Annotated in this window: 18 protein-coding genes; 7 read left to right on the top strand and 11 right to left on the bottom strand. The window is 45.0% G+C overall.

Annotated features, from left to right (window positions below):
- Positions 1-174: 174 nt before the first annotated feature.
- A complete protein-coding gene (locus V2H45_RS09830) occupies positions 175-678 on the top strand; it encodes a hypothetical protein (RefSeq protein ID WP_330483463.1) in 504 nt (167 codons plus the stop codon).
- A gap of 25 nt (positions 679-703) precedes the next feature.
- On the opposite strand, the gene V2H45_RS09825 is transcribed toward V2H45_RS09830, so the two are convergent.
- From V2H45_RS09825 to pstB, 4 genes are all read right to left on the bottom strand, one after another.
- Positions 704-1,141, bottom strand: coding sequence for an NfeD family protein (locus V2H45_RS09825; protein WP_330483462.1), 438 nt, complete (start codon positions 1,139-1,141; stop codon positions 704-706).
- Positions 1,138-2,388, bottom strand: coding sequence for an MlaD family protein (locus V2H45_RS09820; RefSeq protein WP_330483461.1), 1,251 nt, complete (start codon positions 2,386-2,388; stop codon positions 1,138-1,140). Before V2H45_RS09820 ends, V2H45_RS09825 begins: the two co-directional genes overlap by 4 nt.
- Positions 2,389-2,393: 5 nt before the next feature.
- Positions 2,394-3,209: an ABC transporter ATP-binding protein gene (locus V2H45_RS09815; protein ID WP_330483460.1), complete on the bottom strand. Its 816-nt coding sequence runs from the start codon at positions 3,207-3,209 to the stop codon at positions 2,394-2,396.
- 301 nt (positions 3,210-3,510) lie between these two features.
- Positions 3,511-4,299 (bottom strand): phosphate ABC transporter ATP-binding protein PstB, encoded by a 789-nt coding sequence (gene pstB, locus V2H45_RS09810; protein WP_330483459.1) that lies wholly within the window; start codon positions 4,297-4,299, stop codon positions 3,511-3,513.
- A gap of 848 nt (positions 4,300-5,147) precedes the next feature.
- Here pstB and pstS point away from each other — a divergent pair.
- The 3 genes from pstS (at position 5,148) to pstA (ending at position 8,387) form a co-directional block, all read left to right on the top strand.
- Positions 5,148-6,284, top strand: a complete 1,137-nt coding sequence (pstS, locus tag V2H45_RS09805) for a phosphate ABC transporter substrate-binding protein PstS (protein ID WP_330483458.1) — start codon at positions 5,148-5,150, stop codon at positions 6,282-6,284.
- Positions 6,285-6,422: 138 nt separating this feature from the next.
- A complete protein-coding gene (pstC, locus tag V2H45_RS09800; RefSeq protein WP_330483457.1) occupies positions 6,423-7,382 on the top strand; it encodes a phosphate ABC transporter permease subunit PstC in 960 nt (319 codons plus the stop codon).
- A gap of 81 nt (positions 7,383-7,463) precedes the next feature.
- Complete coding sequence (gene pstA, locus V2H45_RS09795) at positions 7,464-8,387, top strand: phosphate ABC transporter permease PstA (protein WP_330483456.1); 924 nt, start codon at positions 7,464-7,466, stop codon at positions 8,385-8,387.
- A 64-nt stretch (positions 8,388-8,451) separates the two neighbouring features.
- On the opposite strand, the gene V2H45_RS09790 is transcribed toward pstA, so the two are convergent.
- Positions 8,452-10,041, bottom strand: a complete 1,590-nt coding sequence (locus V2H45_RS09790; RefSeq protein WP_330483455.1) for an FAD-dependent oxidoreductase — start codon at positions 10,039-10,041, stop codon at positions 8,452-8,454.
- Positions 10,042-10,215: 174 nt separating this feature from the next.
- Positions 10,216-12,426, bottom strand: coding sequence for a phosphoketolase family protein (locus tag V2H45_RS09785; protein WP_330483454.1), 2,211 nt, complete (start codon positions 12,424-12,426; stop codon positions 10,216-10,218).
- A 382-nt stretch (positions 12,427-12,808) separates the two neighbouring features.
- Here V2H45_RS09785 and V2H45_RS09780 point away from each other — a divergent pair, with 382 nt between their 5' ends.
- Positions 12,809-13,180 carry a hypothetical protein gene (locus V2H45_RS09780; protein WP_330483453.1) on the top strand — a complete coding sequence of 124 codons (372 nt, stop codon included), beginning with the start codon at positions 12,809-12,811 and terminating at the stop codon, positions 13,178-13,180.
- A gap of 79 nt (positions 13,181-13,259) precedes the next feature.
- Here the strand turns inward: V2H45_RS09780 and V2H45_RS09775 are convergent, their stop codons facing one another.
- On the bottom strand, positions 13,260-14,960 hold the full coding sequence (locus V2H45_RS09775; RefSeq protein WP_330483452.1) for a tetratricopeptide repeat protein: 1,701 nt from the start codon (positions 14,958-14,960) through the stop codon (positions 13,260-13,262).
- A gap of 235 nt (positions 14,961-15,195) precedes the next feature.
- On the opposite strand from V2H45_RS09775, the gene V2H45_RS09770 reads away from it, so the two are divergent.
- On the top strand, positions 15,196-15,816 hold the full coding sequence (locus tag V2H45_RS09770) for a flavin reductase family protein (protein WP_330483451.1): 621 nt from the start codon (positions 15,196-15,198) through the stop codon (positions 15,814-15,816).
- A gap of 368 nt (positions 15,817-16,184) precedes the next feature.
- On the opposite strand, the gene V2H45_RS09765 is transcribed toward V2H45_RS09770, so the two are convergent.
- From V2H45_RS09765 to V2H45_RS09755, 3 genes are read right to left on the bottom strand one after another with little or no spacing between them, the layout of a single operon-like run.
- Positions 16,185-17,657, bottom strand: a complete 1,473-nt coding sequence (locus V2H45_RS09765) for a tetratricopeptide repeat protein (protein WP_330483450.1) — start codon at positions 17,655-17,657, stop codon at positions 16,185-16,187.
- Between the two features lie 5 nt (positions 17,658-17,662).
- Positions 17,663-17,986: a helix-turn-helix domain-containing transcriptional regulator gene (locus tag V2H45_RS09760; protein ID WP_330483449.1), complete on the bottom strand. Its 324-nt coding sequence runs from the start codon at positions 17,984-17,986 to the stop codon at positions 17,663-17,665.
- Positions 17,973-18,302 (bottom strand): type II toxin-antitoxin system RelE/ParE family toxin, encoded by a 330-nt coding sequence (locus V2H45_RS09755; RefSeq protein ID WP_330483448.1) that lies wholly within the window; start codon positions 18,300-18,302, stop codon positions 17,973-17,975. Before V2H45_RS09755 ends, V2H45_RS09760 begins: the two co-directional genes overlap by 14 nt.
- Before the next feature lie 96 nt (positions 18,303-18,398).
- On the opposite strand from V2H45_RS09755, the gene V2H45_RS09750 reads away from it, so the two are divergent.
- A complete protein-coding gene (locus V2H45_RS09750; RefSeq protein ID WP_330483447.1) occupies positions 18,399-19,586 on the top strand; it encodes an MFS transporter in 1,188 nt (395 codons plus the stop codon).
- Here V2H45_RS09750 and V2H45_RS09745 read toward each other — a convergent pair whose 3' ends face one another.
- Positions 19,587-20,825, bottom strand: a complete 1,239-nt coding sequence (locus V2H45_RS09745) for an NB-ARC domain-containing protein (protein WP_330483446.1) — start codon at positions 20,823-20,825, stop codon at positions 19,587-19,589.
- Positions 20,826-21,027: the final 202 nt, after the last annotated feature.

Genomic DNA, 21,027 nt, shown 5'->3' with positions numbered 1-21,027 from the left:
ACCCATATGAGGAGAATAGCTTTACTATAACGTAGCCTTTTGTCGATCGCGTCTAGTTTCCTTGGGTAGATTTAAGGAGCCTCGCTTATGGGGCTTGGAGGTTGTGGGAGGTCGCTTAGTTCATCGAGCGTGGTATAATTTTCGATACGATGCCGTATCGAAAATAAGATGATTATGAGTAAGCGTTCCCGCCCGCAGTACATGGACAAAAATACGCCTCAGACCCTTCGGCAAGGGTTAGAAGAATATTATGCAGTCAATCCTAATGTCACCGACCCCAGAGAACTGCCCCCAGAATTTGCCAAGATTTTACTAGCTCACGATGTCAGCCATGTTGTTTTGGGGTGTGACACGAATATGTACGATGAGATCAAATTGCTACCCCTAGGCTTTTGGACGAGTGATTTTAAGTTTAGCGATTACCTACGCACCAATAGAGATCCAGCCATTAAGCCAGCCATACAGATCATGTACGACGACCTAATTAGGGAGCATGGGGTGCTATGGCTATATAGTTCCATTCTCGTTGTATTGCCGCGCTTGTTGCCAGAGGTAATTAGCCTGTGGTTCAAGACCCGTGGTACGCGCAAGTTCTATCCATTCTTAGATTACGAACATCTGCTCGATCGTTCGCTTTTGGAAATTCGTCAAGAATTTGACCTGTTCCCATTTTTCTGATAAATCGATACATGAATTCTGACAACTAATCACCATGCAGCCAGTATTCAGGCACAACGATTAAAGTTGTACCTTGGCGACGCACGATTACTACCTTTTGCTGCGCTGGAATTGTTAGATCGGGATCTTCGCAACGGGCTTTCCAAGATCCACCTTCATACTTTACTCGCCCCGATTGACCAGCAGGAATGGCTGTGAGCGTTACACCTTCCGTTGCATCCTTAAGTTGATGCGAATCTTTGGGGATAAAGCGGCGAGAATACCAAATCAGACCAGCCGAAGCCAAAATCCACAACCCAATTTGTATTTCTATGGATGGAATGACAAACGCGATCGCTGCTACAAATAAAGCTGCTAAACCCATTGCACCCGCAATTAAAAGTGTTGGAATAGGAACGAGTAACTCTACCAACAGCAGGGCAATGGAAATTACAAGCCATATTTGGCTAGGCGTCAGGTTCATTCATTTTTAGGATCGGGTGCAATATTAGAGGGTTTACCAATGACGGTGTTGGGTTTGGGACTATTGACTTTAATCTTTTCCTGTTTGTGTTTGTCAGAGGAATTGACGGGTGACTTACTTTTGGCAACTTCAACAGGTAGCTTGAGATCGGGGGCTGGATTTGCCGCTGTCGGAGGAACCGTTAGACTAGGGGCGGTTGACAGTAACCCACTGAGACCATTCACCAAATTACGAATGTTGTTGCGGAACTTGGGATCGCCTGTGAGTTCGTCTAGATCGGCGGTAATCTTTTGAGCATTGGCAAAGGTGGCACGGGCAGAATCTAGGGTCTCTCTAAGCGCTGCGATCGTGGCAGGATTATTCATTTCGCCCGTAAGTTTGCGCAGGTTCGATGCGGTTTCTGCGGCATTTTCTGAGAGCTTTTGTAGGCTTTCCACAAACTTACCATCGGCAAGCAAGGGCTTGGCACTGGCGATCAGCGATCGCGCTTCTCTCGATGCGGCGGCAATACCATCAAGGGTTTGTGCTAGTTTTTCGCGATTAACTTTGATTAAATCATCAGCACTACTAGCAGTTTGCGTAACCTGATCGGCAGCCCTAGCGATCGCTGTAGCTGTGTCTCCAAATTTGGAAGCTTGACCTTCAAAGGTACTAATGGCACGGGTAGCAGTCTCCGATAGCTTTTTGAAACTGCGGGCAGTCGCCTCAACGGTTTGTAAGGTACTGCTCAGCTTCTCGATTAGCCCTTGGTCGTTAATTTTGCGGAGTGCGAGTGTAGTTTCTCTGAGGGTTTGCGTAAAGTTAACACCGCGTTCTCCCTCGATCGTCTTTCCCTGACAGACAATGACTTGGGCATTACAGTTTTGGGCGATCGGGTCAAAGCCAGCATCGTTACCAATATTTGCTTGGGGGAAAATATCAATGGACGTGCCACCTAACAAACCACTTTGCGTAGTTTCTACCGATGATTGCAGTGGAATTGCCAACTTGGGGTTCTCAATCACAACGGTGACTTCAACATTGGCGGATGCGGCGACAATCTTTTGGACTTTACCTACTGCGACTCCACGAAATTTAACGGGGGAGCCGACATCTAACCCACTCGTGTCAGGAAATTTAATCACAAAGCTGAACTGAGGATCGCCGATGCGTAGACCTTTCAGCCAAAAGATGGCACCACCAAACAAAAAGATGCCAACTAAAATCAACAATCCCAATGAGCCGTCGCGTAACGATCTTGACTGCACTACAACTATGCCTCCTTACCCACAATCTGAATTGGTCCTTCCGTACTACCACTAAAAAACTGGCGTATGTGCGGATTATCGGTTGTATCAATTGTACTGATGCTTCCAGAATACCTGATCTCGCCTTTATAGAGCATAATCAGGCGATCGCTGGTGCGGCGAATCGTACTTTCTTGATGGGTGACCACAATAAAACTATCGCAGACCTGCTGTTCTACCTTTAAAGACTTGATCAGATCCTCAATAATGGTCGAGGCTACGGGATCTAGCCCTGCTGTAGGTTCGTCGTAGAGCAGGATCTTTTTGGCGGTGGTGGTCACGGTCGGATCTTCTAAAATGGCACGGGCAAAGCTGACCCGTTTGCGCATCCCGCCTGAGAGCTGACTGGGAAAGCGATCGCAAATATTCGGTAGCCCCACCAAGGCTAGTTTCTCCTCGACCAGTTCTAAAATTTGTTTGCGAGACAGGTGCGATCGCTCAAATAATGAAAAGCCCACATTCTCAGCCACGGTCAATGAGTCAAACAGGGCTGCCTGCTGAAACACCATGCCAATGTTAACCTCAGCTTCTGCCTCTATAACACCGCGAATAGGCTTGCCATTGAGCAGTACCTCACCCTCGTCAGGCTCTAGTAGCCCGCAGATAATCCGCAAGATCGTAGACTTGCCAGTACCCGATGGGCCAATGATTGCGAGCGCTTCACCGGGGTAAACCTTGAGGTCAATGCCATCAAGGATGACATTGTTGCCAAAACGTTTATGGATTCCTCTTAGTTCCAGTAAGGGAGGTTTTTGCAGCGTGATGCTCGATGAGCTAGTCATAAGCTGGACGAAAAAGCTAGGTGAAAAAGCTAGGTGAAAAAGCTAGGTGAAAAAGCTAAATGAAAAACTCTGTGAACTACAAAAAATCACATACCCATAAAACATAGCATGAAGCACATAAACCCACTTGCTGCACCTGTAGGCAATAATGCTGAGGGGCTTATGAATTCAAGTGCTAAAAAAAGCCTACGGTTAGCAGGCTTTATAAAATCGATGAATTTTTAATTTGGGCAGGAAACCTGTTGTAGTTTATTGGTTTGATTCAGTCTAGTGAAAATATTCAGCCTAGTGAAAAAACTACTTAGCCAAAACGACCGCTGACATACTCTTCAGTGGCAGTTTGCTTGGGCGAGCTAAAGATCACTTGCGTGCGATCGATTTCAACGAGTTTGCCAGTGCGTTGTCCTCTCTTATCGAGTTCTGTATTAAAGAACCCTGTCATATCAGATACCCGCGAAGCCTGCTGCATGTTGTGGGTGACGATCACAATCGTGAAGCGTTGTTTGAGTTCTGTCATCAGTTCCTCAATTCTCAGCGTAGAAATTGGATCGAGTGCAGCACAAGGCTCATCCATTAAGATTACTTCTGGTTCCACTGCGATCGCACGGGCAATACATAATCTCTGTTGCTGACCACCAGAAAGAGCGAGTCCACTTTCCCCCAATTTGTTCTTGACTTCTTCCCAAATTGCCGCCTGTTTTAGCGATCGCTCGACGAGATCGTCCATATCGCTCTTGCTACCCTTAAAACCATTGATGCGGGGACCAAAGGCAATATTTTCATAGATGGATTTTGGGAATGGGTTGGGGCGCTGAAACACCATGCCAATACGACGACGGACTGCAACGGGGTCAATTTGAGAATCGTAAAGGTCATGCTTCCCAAAGGTGATCTTACCTTCTACTCTGGCACCAGCAATCAGATCGTTCAAGCGATTAAAGCAGCGTAAAACCGTACTTTTGCCACATCCAGAAGGTCCAATAAACGCAGTGATCTGGTTAGTGTTAATAGCTAAGTTGACTCCAGAGACGGCTAGATGAGAACCGTAATACACGTTGACATCATCAGCCTTGATGATTGCGCTTTCCATAGGATTTGAATTCATGATCGCTTTTGATGATTTTGGGGTTAATTGAGATTTACCAGAGATCTAAAGTTGTTTGCGGGCAGCACAGTTTCGATATCCATATCTCAGCTATGTATCAAATGTGAGCCTTTTGTCTACCTTCTCATATCAGTTTGCTAGAGGTAACTTCCTAGATAAAATCATTCCTCTATTTAGATAACCTTAAACATGAAAGTGGGAGAGGTAATAAAATAACTAGTTGGGCAAATATGCTTCTTCCATTTATCCAAATCAGATAAACATAGATGATTTGGGAAGATTATATTGTGGGATTAATGGAATTCTCAGAATAAGTTCTTCTCAATTCATAATTATTTTAAATTTACCGTTCACATTAATAATTACATACCCTACCTCTATATTACGCTATTAATCGAAAATTATAGTTGTAGGGTAATTGTTAGCGCCTCATTTAGAAATATATATCACCTCGGGCACACTTTTGTGAAAAGCTTTTTAAAAGTCATGAAAACCTTACTGTGAGATAATTTTAGCGCAAGTAAGTATACGAGATTAGTATAAAATCTTTGATTTACTGCATAAATATTTAGATTATTTTGCTACCTTTAATACTGCATTTTTTTCGCCTTAACTTTCCCTTTACCTTTAAGTTGTATTGTGGTTTTGTTTGTGCTTTAAAACTTTGGCTCATCTACGAGCCGCTGATTTTAAATGGCTTGAAGTTGACATAGTGTGGTTTCACGCATTGTCGTTTTTTAGAGCAAGCACAGTAGCTTATCTAAAAGTATTTCCAAAGAAATACTTGATGTAAGCAACTCCAGAACTATTAAAGGTTTCATCACATCATCACTATGCGTCCTAGCTTGAAACTATCTCGTCGTAAGGCAATCTATCTATCTCTTGGTGGACTTAGCTTTGCCGTGGCATCTTGTACTTCGTCAACTCCTACTGCTACGACCGAAACGAAACCTGCTACCAGCAGCCCTACTTCTACTACTGCTGCTAACACACCTGCATCTACATCTGCTCAGATAGCAGGTGGTAAGCCTGTAAGTCTCAGTGGTGCTGGTGCGACATTCCCCGCACCTCTATACCAACGTTGGTTTTCAGAATTTAACAAGAAAAACTCTAACGTTCAAATCAGCTATCAATCCGTAGGTAGCGGTGCAGGCGTCAAGCAGTTTATCGCTGGAACGGTTGACTTTGGCGCAAGCGATACCGCCATGAAAGAAGAGGAAATTGCCAAGGTCACCAAAGGTGCGTTACTGTTGCCTGTTGCCGCTGGTAGTATCGTGCTTGCCTACAACTTACCGGATGTTAAAGAACTCAAGTTCAGCCGCGAAGTCTACGCCAATATCTTTTTAGGTAAGATTACAAAGTGGAACGATCCAGCGATCGCCAAGATTAACGAAGGCGTCAAACTTCCCGATCTTCCTATCTCTGTAGTTTATCGTTCGGATGGAAGCGGTACTACGGGCGTATTTACCAAGCACTTGAGTGCTGTAAGTGCTGATTGGAAGGGTGGGCCTGGTGAAGGCAAATCAGTTCAATGGCCAACTGGTACAGGTGCTAAGGGCAACGAAGGCGTAACGGCTCAAGTTCAGCAAACTGTTGGTTCGTTTGCTTATATTGAGTATGGCTATGCTGTTCAGAACAAAATCTCTTTTGCCACAATCGAGAATAAAGCTGGTAAGTATATTAAAGCCGATCCTGAAAGTGCTTCGAAATCACTTGCAGCGATCGAGTTACCTGCCAGTTTCATTGCCTTTGGTCCCGACCCATCAGGTGATGCTTCCTACCCGATCGTTTCTTACACTTGGCTGTTGCTCTACAAGAAGTATGACGATCCTGCTAAGGCTGAGGCGATCAAAGCCATGCTGGAGTGGGTCATAACTGACGGACAAAAACTCAGTGGCGAGTTGGGATACGTACCACTACCGACTGAAGTGGTTACTAAAATCAAACCTGCAATCGCAACGATTGCCTAAGCGATCGTTAAATGGCAATCTTCCCCGAGACTGCTTTCTGGTACTAGGGCAAAGTTTAGAGAGACAATTCTCGACCTTGCCCTTTTCGCTTAGCCCTTGATTTTGTTGTTTTTAATCCATATCATCAATATTTGAATAATGAGTTCCGAAACTGTAAGCACTGAAGTCAAACTGCCACGGCGCTCTGGGCTTGCGCAAGCGCTCGATAAGGGCTTTGTTTGGCTGACCCGAATTTTTGGAATTGGTGTCGCTGTTATCTTGATCTCGATGGTAATTAAGGTGGGAATCGATGCCTTTCCTGCCATGAGTAAGTATGGTCTGGGATTTCTTGTTTCTAGCGACTGGGATGTAACTAGAGATGCTTACGGGGTTTTGCCTCAAGTGTATGGCACACTGGTTAGTTCTTTTATCGCTTTGCTGATTGCAGTACCGATTGGTGTAGGGGTCGCCACTTTTTTGAGTGAAGAATTTGATTTTCTACCAAAAAAAATACAAGAAATTCTTGTATTTTTAGTGGAGCTGTTGGCAGCAATCCCCAGTGTGGTCTATGGTCTGTGGGGTATTTTTGTATTGATTCCAATCATTAAACCCGTTGGTGATTTTCTATTTGCCAATTTTAAATGGTTCCCTCTATTTAGCACACCACTAAGCGGAACTGGAATGCTCCCCGCAGCGATGGTCTTGGCAATTATGATTTTACCGACGATCGCGTCGATTTCTCGTGAAGCTATGATCGCCGTTCCAGCAGATTTACGCCAAGCTTCTATTGGTTTAGGAGCTACACGATGGGAGACGATTATCCAAGTTTTACTTCCAGCTTCTTTTTCAGGTATTGTCGGGGCAGTAATGTTGGCACTGGGTCGTGCCATGGGTGAAACGATGGCTGTCACGATGCTGATCGGTAATGCTTCGCAACTCAGTTTCTCAATTTTAGCCCCTTCTAATTCGATCGCGGCAAAGTTAGCGAATGAATTTGCTGAAGCCGATGGTTTGCAGATTTCTGCCTTAATGTATGCTGCATTCGTTCTATTTGGTCTAACACTGTTGGTTAACATTCTGGCTGAATTGCTGATTTTACGCGTGCAGCGAATCAAGTAGCTTTGTCAATTCGTTCATTCAACCTCCTTATTCAAGCCTAATTAATCTTCTGCTCTCAAACCCAATGATTTTCGTTGACCTATGACACCCGAACCTCAAAATTTAACTGTAAGTAGAATCCCGATGGGAACCTTGGTGAGAAGCTCAGCTTCGCCACGTACGCTTTTTGGTAATGTGATGACAACGCTGACAGTTGGTGCAGCCGCGATCGCACTGTTACCATTGGTTGCCGTACTTACCTATGTGATTATCAAAGGGGCAAGTAGATTGGACTTGGGTGTCTTTACCCAACTTCCCCCTGCTCCCGGCATTGCTGGGGGCGGTTTTGGCAATGCCATTGTGGGAACTCTGGTTATGGTAGTAATTGCTGCTTTAATTAGCGTTCCATTTGGGGTCATGGCAGCCATTTTTGTGTCAGAATTTGGTGGCAAGAAGCCGATTGTTTTTTGGATTCGCTTTGCGACCAATGTCTTGAGTGGTGTACCTTCGATCGTGGTAGGTGTGTTTACTTATAGCATTATTGTGATTAAAGGTGGATTTTCTCTAGGTTTAGGATTTTCAGCATTTGCAGGTGGTGTAGCACTGTCAGTATTAATGCTGCCAATTATCGTTCGTACAAGTGAAGAAAGTTTAAAACTTGTACCTCAAGAAATTCGCCAAGCCTCTGTTGGTATTGGTGCGACGAACTTTCAGACGGTGTTTTTTGTGGTTTTACCAGCCGCTTTGCCAGCGATCGTTACGGGTACAATGCTTGCTGTAGCGCGAGCAGCAGGAGAAACGGCTCCTCTAATCTTCACAGCTTTATTTAGTCAATACTGGTCACATGGAATCTTCGAGAAATCAGCTTCATTGGGCGTACTTGTCTATAATTTCTCAATCGTGCCCGGTGGTCCTCAGTTTATTAACCAACAGCAACTTGCGTGGGCAGGGGCGCTCGTGTTGGTTGTAATGATCTTGATTACTAGTATTCTTTCTCGCCTTGCTACAGGAAAGAGAACCTATTAAAAGAGCATTCGCTATGACTCAGATCCTGCACCTTTAAGCAAGATACTAAGATGCAGGATCGCAACTAGCTATGGTAATCTCCGCCTGACCCATACTTCCATTGGTCATACCATCTTTGCCAGTAGTATCGCTGTTCGGGTAGGAGATTCTCAAAGGTTGGTTCTAGAGATTTCCCCAAGCGATCGAGCAAGCTGTATCTTCCCAAATTCATATAATGCTGCATCCAGTCTAGTAAGGGGGGGATGCCCACCTGCGTCACGATCTTTGTAACTAGGACGGGATCGGCGATCGCCATGCTAAGCATTGTTTGAGACAGGGCTGGAAACTGAACCACATCCTGCAAAAAAGGCTTTAGGACTGGATCGCCTAACTTCTGCATGGATGCAAACACGGTAGAAAGAAGATAGTTGATCGCATTCCCCTCTATTTTTTGATTGATGCCTACACTCATGGTTTTTTGGAAAAGCCATGTCACCGATAAACTAGGTTGATAGGGCTGAAGCGATCGCAGATCGTTACGACTCAAGAAATTTCCACTCAAGGCAGCATCAATACCATTGGTGAGCCGCGTGAGATGGCGCACCATCGCCCCAAAACCACCAAAACTAAGCGGCGATTGACTGCCGCTACTGTCACCAACTTGTAAAATTCGATGCCATGCTGTTTGCAAGGGAGTTTGCTGGTAGGAAGGAAAGAAGCCAAAAAGGGTTCGTTTAAATTTCAGGGCTTCCAACTCAACATCTTGATATTGGGGTAACCAGTGCAGATAGTCGGCAAATAGCTGAGAGAAACTGGGGCGGGCTAAATCGGCATCGACATAGGTGAATAGATAGGTGGTTCTCCCCTCTTTAGCGGGGAAAGCTTCCCAAAAGTACTGACATTGATTTTGAATCGGTGCGAATGTATAAATCAAATCGCCATAGGCTTTGGCTGGGATGCCTTGGGCGCAGCTACCCACCACCATACAAACGCCTTCGGGTTTAGTTCTCTGCCTATTTTCAATCCGAGCTTGACGCGCGATCGCACTAAAATGTCCCATCGCATCCAGCAGCAACCGTGCTGTAATTTTTAGCTTCTCGCCGTTGGATTTATGCGCCACTTCGATTTCGATGCCATTGGGATGAGCGATCGCCTGCTGAAATCCCATATTCTCTAGTAATATTCCGCCATGCGCGAGGAATTTCGCCTTGAGCGTAGCCAAGAGGAATACAGGATCGACCCCAATATTGAGCACATCTCGCACCCACAGTTCGATACCTTGATGAAATCCCACACGACCGGGATTATATTCGGTGGCGATCGCCTGTTCTAGTTCGTGACTCGTCAGCAAATCTAAGGCGAGAAATGCCTCTAGCTCTGGACGTGAGATGTTCCATTCCTGCTCTCTACCTTTGAGAATGCCCTGCTCGATTACCAGTACCCGCCAACCGCGAAGCTGAAGGGCACAGCCAATAAAAATCCCCAATGTTCCGCCTGCGATCGCAACATCAAAGTCATTCTCTACCAAGAGCGTGTCACTCTCACTAATTACCGATGGATTCTGTTTGCTAGAATGCACGGTCTCGCGATACGAAAGCCAAAATCGATCCATACGATCCAACTGACCCAACAGATCTACAGGCATTTGTGGAAGTAGGTTTTCCAACTGGGTCATTGCAGTATAAATATGAAAGGATATTGACTACTTCCAGTTTTTCTTGAGTTAAGGGCTATGGTGTAAGCAGCAATCAAACTTACCCCCTTTAATTCCCCCTTGCAAAGGGGGAAGATCGGAAATCTAGTTCCCTCCCCTTTGCAAGGGGAGGGTTAGGGAGGGGTAATAGTCTTCTTATCCAATTAACGCGATCGCTCGTTTCGTTAAAGCATCCGCAGTAATGCCATTGAACTCCATCAGTTGACCCGCAGTTGCCGTGGTTTCACCCCGCTTCCATGCGAAGGTGTCTCTGGGTTGCTGAGCGCGCAACATAATAGGTTCTAGCATTCCCGAAGCACCGCCCGTAATGCCAATTAGAGCATCACCAGAGAATAAGCGAGTGAAGCCAGCATCATCCAAAAAGTCGCCATCGGGTTCGGAACAGGTATCCCAAGCCGTATCGTGAAGGCGATAAAGCCGACGGGGATTAACGACCGAGACAATTTTGGAGCCGATGCCTTGGGCTTGCAGTTGCTTCGCCGCTTCGTAGGCAGGAAGTAGCGTCATATCGCCAATCACGGCAAAGACCACGGTTTTATTACCAGCGATTTCTTGCAAAATTACTGCGCCATCTTGGAGCGCCTGTCTGGTGTCTGCAAACGAGGTGCGAATTGGTAAAGGAGACTTACTTGCCGTAATTACCACCCCTTTATTCTTGGTTCCCAATGCCCAGTCATAGCAAACTTGAATGCTATTGGCATCAGGTGGGAACAGAGGGAAGATATTCCCATTGCGCATCATGGCAGCAAAATAGGCTTCGATTTCAGGTCGTTGATGCGTCCAGCCATTGCGACCCTGTTCCAAAGCACCAGCGGTAAACAGACAAATGGTCGAGGGTGTAGGACGGCGGAGTTCTGCCATTGCCTGCGTTACAGTTTGCCAAATTGGCACACCATTAATCGCAAAAGACTCATAGGAACACCAGAGCGTGCGACTTCCCAATAGGGATAAACCGACCGCAAGTCCCGCGCAGGCATCTTCGCTCAGAGGTTCGTAGACCTGTCCGCCCGGCGTTTGGTTGTAAAGGGGGTCATCGGTAGGATGGTTGATCTTTAGTGCCTGATTGATATTGGCAATTCCAGAAGCTTCATTTCCATCGGCATTGGTAACGATAAAAGATTTATCGGTTTGTCCGACATAGCCCACCAATTGTCCCATCGCCGTTGTGGAAACCTTAGGATCTCCTCCGATCGCGTATTCTTCTAAAGGCAAGGTTCCCAAATCCACCAGAGGCAAGATGGATTCCGTTACAGCTACCTTAGAGGCAGAACCACCAGCAGCATGTTCGTAATTGGAACGTACGGTTTGCCATGCACTAGGGGAGAGCGCTCTGGTCTGGAGTCCATTCACCACATCAGGATTGTCGAGCGTGTGGTGCGCGTAAAGATTGTGAGATTTTGCCCCCTTGGCATGAACGCCAGCCCCTTTGAGTTGCTTCACGATCAGCACAGTTAATTTGCCGCCCAATGCCGATTTTGCGGCGCGATCGGCTGCCACCAGCACTGCCTCAGTAAAAGCCAGACGTTGTTTGAGTGAAAAGATGGTGCTATCGACATATTCGCCCGTTTGACCGCGATCGTCAAAATCCTTGGCATTCACCAAAATCACTTCTTCAAACCCATTCCCCGACCAATAGGCAATCATTTCCTCATTGGTTTTGGTCGATACCATGCTGTGATGCTCTTGGCTAAAGCCGTTCCAAACCAGTACGGGCAAGAAATTTGTAACTTGAGGATAGGCCGTGTGGAAATGTGCCATCGCACTCATGGGGTAAGGCTCACCCATGCCGCCATCGCCCATCGTAAAGGGAAAGAGCTTATCGCGGTGTAGTAGCGCTCCAGCCATGGCAAAATGTTCGCCTTGCCCTAGGGGCCCGGCGGGAGCCAAAATTCCGGGAATAAAGCCCGATAAATGCCCCAGCAAGCCATGCTTTTCGCGAAACCGCTCGCGCAATTGGGTGACTGTACGAATTCCCATGTCCTCTAAAGAACGGTCTAGGAACATCGCACTATAAAATCCCGGGGCATGGTGTCCCACTTCGGTGGGGATATTTTTATGTCCGAGCATAAATAACGAGGCATAGGCCTCAACCGAACTCGCAAAGCCGCCCGGATGCCCCGATGCTTTACTCGCCGTAACCTGAAGCGTAAGGTAGCGGAGGGCATCTGCTGCCAGCAAGGTTTGAAACACAGCCGCAGGATCTTTGGGGTCAGTTACCGCAGGTTTATCGGCAGCGAGTACAGGCGATCGCCCGTAGGTTTCAAACCCCTCTAATTCTTCACCAAAGTACTGAATACCTTCACAAAAATCGGGAGCTGAGGTTTTGATGTCTGGGGTTGCGACCATATTAAATTCCTTGTCTGACACGAACAATGCAAGTAAATTTCGGCGTTAGGCTAACTAAAAGTCATACCTAATTTGCCATGTTCGATCTTATACGCTCATGCGTACCTTAAGCGCAGATTGCATGTTGCTAATCTTGAGGATAGTTGGCTGTTACATAACCCCAAGTCTTTAGCTGAGAACTTTTGCAGATGAAGCTGCTAAGTTCACAGATTTAGCGTGATATAAATCACACGTGATTTTGTCATGCACAACCTACACTAATTCTTGTAGGAACAAGTTTATCGATGGCAAAGTCAAGCTTTTGAGCTAACCTACCGCAGGCAAACGGGATTTTGGGAATTTTAAGGTTATCGATTTGTAGTTAAATTGGGAAGAAAGTTTTATGAAGTTACATCAGACATTACAGGCGATCGCAGTTACAGCCTCACTCAGCATTGCATCCGTAGGAATCAGCGCCACGATCGCTGCCCCAGACGCCAAGGCTTCTTCTCAAGATGTAATTTTTATTAATAACAACACGCGATCGACGATCGCTTTACAACTCGGTGGCGATCGCTTTGAGATCGGTTCTGGTATTTCCGCCAGCTATCCAGTACGAAGCAATACTAAACTCTGCTTAGACAATGCGGTCAATCGCACGAAACAAGAATGTTTCCAAATCAGAGCGGGACGTAGTTACACGGTGATTCGGGCAAGTAACGGTAGTGTGAAACTGCTCCAACTTTCTGATACTTTTGTCGTTCGTAACAATTAAATTTCAATTAAATCAATCTGACTGTATTCCCTCATCGAGTTGATGGAAGAGATAGCTTGGAAGAGTCGGTGCGCTAGTCTCATACCATCAACTGCTGAAACTCCAAAGAATCCCGAATATTCGCAAAACTTTCATCCGTTTTTGCTTTTTCCTTAAGATCGCGATCGCCATAGAGAAGTGCTGATTTTAGCTGTGCGATCGCCAAACTTAACTGCTTTTGTTCGGCATAGCAGCAAGCTTTGTTGTAATAGGCAAGAGCATTTTTGGCATCTATCCTCAGAATTCGATCGATAAAGTCGATGGCTGCATCATATTCACGGAGCAAGCAGAGAATATAGCTGTGAGTATCGAGAGAAATTAATTCGCGCGGATCGATTTGCAAGGCGCGATCGCTACAAGCAAGGGCATTTTCTAACTGATTTAAAGCAATCAGAATTTTTGCTTGTGCAATCCATGCCGAGATGGATTTCCTGTCAATTTCTACGACTTGCCTGTAGACCTGTAAAGCCTCTTCTAAACATTCCTTTTTCCATAAAATCTCTCCTTTAAGCTGCCAAAGGTATGTTGTCTGAGGTTCTAGGGCAATTCCGCGATCGCAGGCTTCTAGCGCTTCATCGTCGCGGTGCAAATTCTTTAAGATTCCAGCTTTTAACTGGCAAATATAGGCGTTATTGGGAATTTCGGATAACAGGCGATCGCATCGGGCTAGGGCTTCTGTAAAATGTCCTAGATTCCATTGGGCAAGGATAAGGTGTTGTTCGATTCCCAAATCGTTGGGATGTTCGCAGAGCCACGGTTCCCAAATACAAATCGCCTCAGCATAATTTTTGCGTTGGAACAGGATGTCGGCTTTAAGCAGCAATGCTTGTGAAAAGTCGGGTTGGATGGCGATCGCCTTGTCTAGATCCCGTAACGCAGCATCTAATTTCCCCGTTCGTTGATAGGCTAACGCACTTTCGTAGAGCGCACGGTGCTTAGGGGTGGTCAACTTACGCGCGATCGCAAAGATAATAAAGATTCCAATTGCTAGAGGAGGGGATGCTTTTTCAAACAGCGTAAATCCTGTTTGGATATATTCGCGATCGATGGTTAAAAGCCCTGTGAGTTGGTAACACCATCGTGAAAACTGCCTGCTAAAAGCAGGTGAAAACCAGAATAAAGCAATTAGAATGGCGAACCCATATTGTTTGAGGGGCTCAATGGTTTTCTGCCATTTCTTGGATAACCAAGGTTCAATTACGCCATAACCATCTAAAAAAGGAACAGGCAAAAGATTAAATATAGTTACGAAAACCTGCAAATAGATCAGTACAGCCAGTCCGAGAACGAACCAATATTTTGCGATAATGGGGCTCAATGACGCCAAAAATGGGTCTGTCGGCAACGGGTGTAAATCTCCTAACTGGGAAAGCTCTTGGAGATGACTTGGCGACAATTGGCTAAATATCAACTTGTAAATCACAACTAAAATAATTGTCGCCACAAAACTTGCCAGTGGTCCAGCTATGGATGTAAGGCTCAACCAAAAACGGTTGCGAATTTGACTGGTATTAATATATACCGCTGCCCCTGGGAGTCCAATCCCCCCAATCAGCAAAAACAGCATAGGCAAGATCAGGGATAAAACGGGATCGACATATTTTAAGGGGTTAAGCGTTAAATATCCTTTCTCTTTGACGGAGGTATCGCCTCCCCAATATGCCGCGATCGCATGTCCAAATTCATGCAAACATAATGACAGCAACCATCCTAAGAAAACGAGTATAGTAAGCTGATACATAATGCTGCCAGTTTTTTGATTTAAGCGGAAAGCATGGTGGTGATGGCTTTACTTGACTAATCTGGAGGAGATTCGCGAATAACCTTAGAGTTCTTACTCACGATATTTCATCTTCTAGATTGTTTGTATAGTTTATCTCACAAGTTAAAGTGTTTGAAATTACGGCGGAGTATATCTTGCATTGGATATACTGGGTTCAAATAGATCGCTTGACGCAATCGCTGGCTATACTCCTATGCATATCGATCCAGACTCAAATCTTCCATCAGACAACTACAAACTTTTAACGAATCTCGTTATTCCACGTCCGATCGCTTGGGTAACTTCACAAAATGCACAGGGTGTTGTGAATCTAGCTCCCTTTAGCTTCTTTAATGCTGTGGGTAGCAACCCGCTCTATCTGATTATCAGTATCGCCGATCGCGATGATGGCGGGCTTAAGGATACAGCAAGTAACATATCCTCAAGTGGCGAATTTGTTGTGAACTTGGTAACAGAAGAACTGTTGCCTGCCATGAATATCTCTGCTGCTAACTTCCCGAGCGATGAGAGCGAAGTTACCGCTGCTGGTTTACATATGGCAGAATCAAAGAAGATCGAGGTTCCCCGCATTGCCGAAGCTCAAGCCAGTTTGGAATGTACGCTTCACAGCCAACAAGCTTTGGGAGTCTGTACGCTGTTTGTCGGGCAGGTTGTCATGTTTCATGTTGCCGATCGCTTAATCGGCGATCGCTTTCACATCAATGGCTTTGCCCCAATCGGTCGTCTTGGCTCTCCTTCTGTTTACTGCCGTACCAGCGATCGCTTCGATCTTCCTCGCATTAGCCACGACCAATGGCAAAAGGGTAATCTTTAAAATGTTCTCAACACCGATCGGACTTCATTACTGCTCTCTATGCCACTCTCGGCTGAATATTTTGTTCCCTTATCAAAGAGCAACTTCGCAAGCGATCAAAACTGCCCAAATTGCTATAATTTAGGTGGATGGTGATGTTACAACATTGCTTGCTTTCCCTGATGCGGTTTTCCGAGTAGGTGCGATCGTTACTCCGCTTCAGCAGACCAGAAACTAGATGCTTACATGCTGAAAAGCCTACGTTTAGAAAATTTTAAAAACTTTAAAAGCGCGGAGCTTTCACTAGGCTCTGGGAGGTGCTTCGAGAATCTTGACAGGCTTCCCTAGGAACTAAAAGTAACTAAACGATGGATAGAATTGACTGAACTTTAGTAGTCAGATAAATCGACTCTTCTCAATTGTTTCAATAGCTTCATCAAGAACTCTCGAACCAGTTCAATTGTTTTTCTCAGCATAAATCGCCCTTCTTCTGTTTGCCACGGGCGCAGCATGAACATCTCCTTAATTGCCAATAGTAAACCTCTAAGTCGCTTTCCTTGTAGCCATAGAGTATGTGCCCGTGCAATTTCTGCGGTTATTCTCATGCGTCGATTTTTGAGTTGGCAAGCAATGTGCATGGCTTCTTTGTAGCTCTCCTCCGCTTTTGCGAACTCAGATAGGCAGTTATAGCAGTGACTGGCATTGGAAAGAGTAAAACCTCGAAAAACGTCATCTCCAATTTGTGCCGAAATTTCTGTGCCTTCGCGTAAATACCTTAGGGCTTCTTCATATTTTCCCTGGCGAGCATAGGTAGCGCCTGTAGAGTTTAGTGCATCAACTTCGTCAAAGCGGTTTCCAGCTTCTCGGCTAATTTGCAGGTATTCGAGTAAGTAATGGAGTGCTGCTTCATATTTGCCGCTTGACGTGGATATATGCCCTAGCACGCGTAAACCTTCCTTTTTTAGCTCGAGATCGTCTAGCTCTCGGCTAATTTCTAACTGCTTTTCCATGATCAGAATTGCCTGTCTAGACTTTCCCAAAAAACTATAGGCTGCAGCCAATCTGCTCAGTGTCGTTGCAGTGAGTTTGAGATCCCCAATCTCTCGACTAATCGCTAACGCTTTTTTGCTGACACGAACAGTTTGAACAGGCTTATTGATACAATAAGAACGAGCCAGTTCACTCAATGCTATAGCTTGCTGTTGTAGGTTTTGAGTCTCAAGCGCAATTTCCCATTGTTGTTGATAGTAGGCGATCGCCTTACGATCTTGACATTGGAGAAAAGCGACTCTTCCTAACCCACCTAATGCTTCTACTTCAGAATTGCGATTTATGGTTGTGCGAGCTATCGCTAATTGCTCTTCGTAAGCTAAAAGCGCAGGCTGTGGTTGTCCCAAGCTGTAATATGCTTCTCCTAAACCATTTAGCAAAAAACAGTCAAACGCCGCATCTTGTTTCCCTTTTAATCTGCTATAAAGTTCAATCTGTTCTCGGTAATAGCCCCAATTTCCAAGTTGTTTGTGCAGCGCTTGTTCGATCTGAGCAATTTGAATTGGAATAAAGAGAATCTTTTGTGCCTCTACAAATATTGAAGCATGGCAGAGATGGTGGAATGCTTCTAGATAGCCTTTCACTTGCTCTAGGTTAGAAGCGTCCCGATCGGGCTGATATTCATTGAGCCAATAAAAAGCTGCAAGTAGCTTTGCTCTTTCTTTCGTTTTGAGTTTGCGAGTAGGGATTCCTTGTGTTTGAGTGGCGACTTTGGACTGAGGCAGCATAATCTGCCCTGCGGCATCACAACATAGATTCAGCATTTCTTGCCTTGTAAGTTGCTGTAATTCTAATGTGGTGTTTACAATCATCGATCTCAGTTGGTTTCGCTAGCGATCGCAATCTCGATCTTCAAACCCAGCATATTGAGCCAATGAACTAAGCCAAATATGGCTTCGCTGCCTTGTTTTTTCAGCAATTCGTCTAGCTCTTGGATATGTGATTTTGATAACTCTGGTGACATAGACACTTCACCTAGAGCCTTTGCAACATCACTGAGCGCAAGTTTCAGCAAATCATTTTCAGGATCTTTTACTTCTAAGATGGCTGTGAGGTAATGGGCTGCTTCTGATGGTTTTTTGAGAGATACTATCAGTGCATCAACATAACTATCACTTGTCGGTGTTTTAACGCTGTTCATAATCTGCCCAATACTCCTTAGCTTTGCGAATATCTCGTGTCTGCGTACTTTTGTCGCCACCGCAGAGAAGTAGCACGATTGTCGAGCCGACTTGACCAAAATAAACTCGATAACCAGAGCCATAATCAATTCTAAGCTCAAAAACTCCATCTGCCAAGGACTTGAAATCACCTAAATTTCCAAGGCTGGCACGTCTAAGTCTTTCATTTATTTTAGCTCTAACTTTTGAGTCGCGTAGCGCATCTATCCAGATCGCAAAGGGAATCTTGCCATCTTTGGTAATGTAGCGGCGAATCTCCTTGGGGTGTGATTCCATATACTAATTGAACTCTAAGGCATTAGGTCATGCTTCGGCAATTGTTGCATACAGGATAAGATTTTGATGCGTTTGTAAGGACTTTACCAAAAAATAATGTCGCAAATTCTTGCCTTGACCGTACTCTTTTACTTCATTCAAACCTATGTCAGCAATCCGGGGATTTCTTCGCTGGCATTATCAATTTATCTGAAGGAAGCCCTTGGCTTGTCTGCGAGAGAGTCTGCTAATTTTGTTGGGATCGCCTTTTTGCCTTGGATGATTAAACCCATTTTTGGTGCGATCGCGGATAGCTTTCCTCTATTAGGCTACCAGTTCAAAAGCTACTTTATCGTCTGCTATGGATTGGCAACTGGATTTTTCTTGTTTTTAGCTACTCTGAAATCCTATCCATTACCTGTGCTGACAGTAGGCGCAGTGTCAATATCCGCCTGCATTGCTTTTTCGGATGTGCTTGCCGATAAATTTATGATCGAAGTTGGCAAACCAATCGGAAAAACAGGGCTACTTCAGGCTTTGCAATGGACAGGCATGGGGCTTGGTGGGGTAATTACTTCTTATCTAGGTGGACAGATCGCCCAATATCAAACGCTCTCCTTTGCATTTTGGGTTAGTATTATTTTCCCTCTATTGGGAATCGTGGTGGTGCTAGTTTGGATGCCAGAAAAGAAAGTGAAGTCTGGAACAGTTTCTATGCGTAAGAGCTTTCATTCGCTTTGGGTGGCGCTGCGATCGCCGAGTTTTTTAGCGATCGCTAGTTTTGTCTTCTTACTTGGAATTAAGCCGTTACCGCCTTTATTGTATTACCAACGCGATGTACTGAGATTTTCTGAAGAATTTTTTGGTGTTTTGGGTGCATTTGGTTTTTTAGGCATGGGTTTGGGTGTGATCGCTTTTGGTATTTGGTTTCGACAGTGCCAACAAAAAATTTTACTTAAACTAGCGGTAGTTGCGGGTGCGCTTTCGGCTATTTCTCTTGCCTCGATCTTTGATCAAAATAGTGCAATTCTTGCTCAAATCCTCTCTAATTGTGCCGCCATTATTGCCTTTCTCAGTCTCTCAGAAGCGTTTGTCCGCTCTTGTCCCGATCGGATCGAAGGTACGTTTTATGCCTGCTTTGTCTCTGTTGTAAATTTCGCTGCTATGATTGGTGCGATCGCAGGGGGCTGGCTCTACGATCGTGGTTTTCCTTTTCCACTTTTGGCGATCGGGGCTGCTCTCTATGGCACTCTCGGTTGGTTATTTCTTCCTATTGCGAATGGAAACTTTACAAGCGATCGATGATTACTCATCTTCCAACTTATCGAGATGATCTAGGGCGACGCGGCGAATGATGCTATGCAATCGATAGAGCGTTTTTTTGTCAGTATTCTGTTCTGTTTCTAGTAAAAACCGACGTTGCAATGTCAGAAATGCTGATTTAGCTTCTTCTTCTGAGCAAAGGTCTTCGATCATAATCAAGCATGCTTTTTTTTCAACAGCACAGCGATATTCTGAGATCATGCAGATCATTAAGTAGGCAAGTCGTGAGGACTGATAGAGTCGTTTAAATGTACTTTCTACCCGCTGTCTGACCAAATCTTCTAAACTTAGGCTGTAACGATCTAGCCGAGGGCGATCGCCTTTATTTTTAGGGGCAGATGAGTTTTGCATTCGTTCTACATCTTCTATCTCTTGTCCATATTCTTTCCAATATGCTTGTACATCTCCTGCAAAGGGCAAACTCCGTATATCCCCAGCAATGACTCTCAATGCAAGTGGATGTCCCTCGTAGACATGAATGATGCGCTTAAGTAACTCTAACTCTTTCTCTTCTGGGCAAATATCCCAAGCTTGAAATAGATCGAGTGCTTCAGACTCTGATAATCCTTTAAGATCCATAAACTCTTGACGAGAACCTGAGTAGCGACCTTCGGCAAGGGTGGGAATACGATACTGCGAAGTCAGGACAACTCGACTTGGCATCCGATCGACTTTGAGGATTTGCTCTAGAAATTGTTTAAAAGCTGGCTCCAAAAAATCATGCATCCCGTCCGATATCGTGGAGAGCAATGCTTCTGCCATATCTAACACTAATAAGCATGGATGCGATCGCAAAGCTCCTACTGCAATCATTACCAGTTTTTCAGGTTGCTTTTGTAGCTCTTTGTCAGCAGCGACAGTTTCTCCTACTAAACATTTCACTACCACCTCAAAGTTTGGTGGTTGCTGGTCGAAATTCACCACTTTAAGGATTGGGAATGTCTGGCGTAGTTCCATATCTACAGAGAGTCTTGCTGCTAGGGATGTTTTACCAATTCCTGTGATTCCCATTAATGAAAGAATACGACACTCTGCTTGTAGCTTGTTTATCAACTCAGCAATCAATGCCTGCCGTCCAACCCATCTGGTTTCTACTGGATCGATAATGTCAAGGCGATCGCTTTCTTTAAGACCAGTTTCTTGGAGAACTTCTGATTCATTATTCCATTCAACAACCTCAACCCAATCCACCCCAACTGCATTACAAATTAATTTAAACATTTCAGTCCTTATCGGTATTTGGCTGTGAAATCGACTAAGTGTTGTTCTAGAAACATGGGCTTTATTAAACCAATCTGGTTCGTATTTATCCCACCCCCTCGCTTTTCTTGCTTTCTCTGCTAATTCAATTCCTTTTTTTGAAGCTATGACCTTAGTACAGGACAAAACCTTGCAATAAAGACAGAAGAGGGGTTTCATAGGA

It is taken from the genome of Tumidithrix elongata BACA0141, assembly GCF_036349135.1.
Lineage (GTDB): Bacteria > Cyanobacteriota > Cyanobacteriia > Pseudanabaenales > Pseudanabaenaceae > Tumidithrix > Tumidithrix elongata.
Note: the sequence above shows the minus strand (reverse complement) of the source record. Positions and strands in the feature narration are given on the sequence as shown.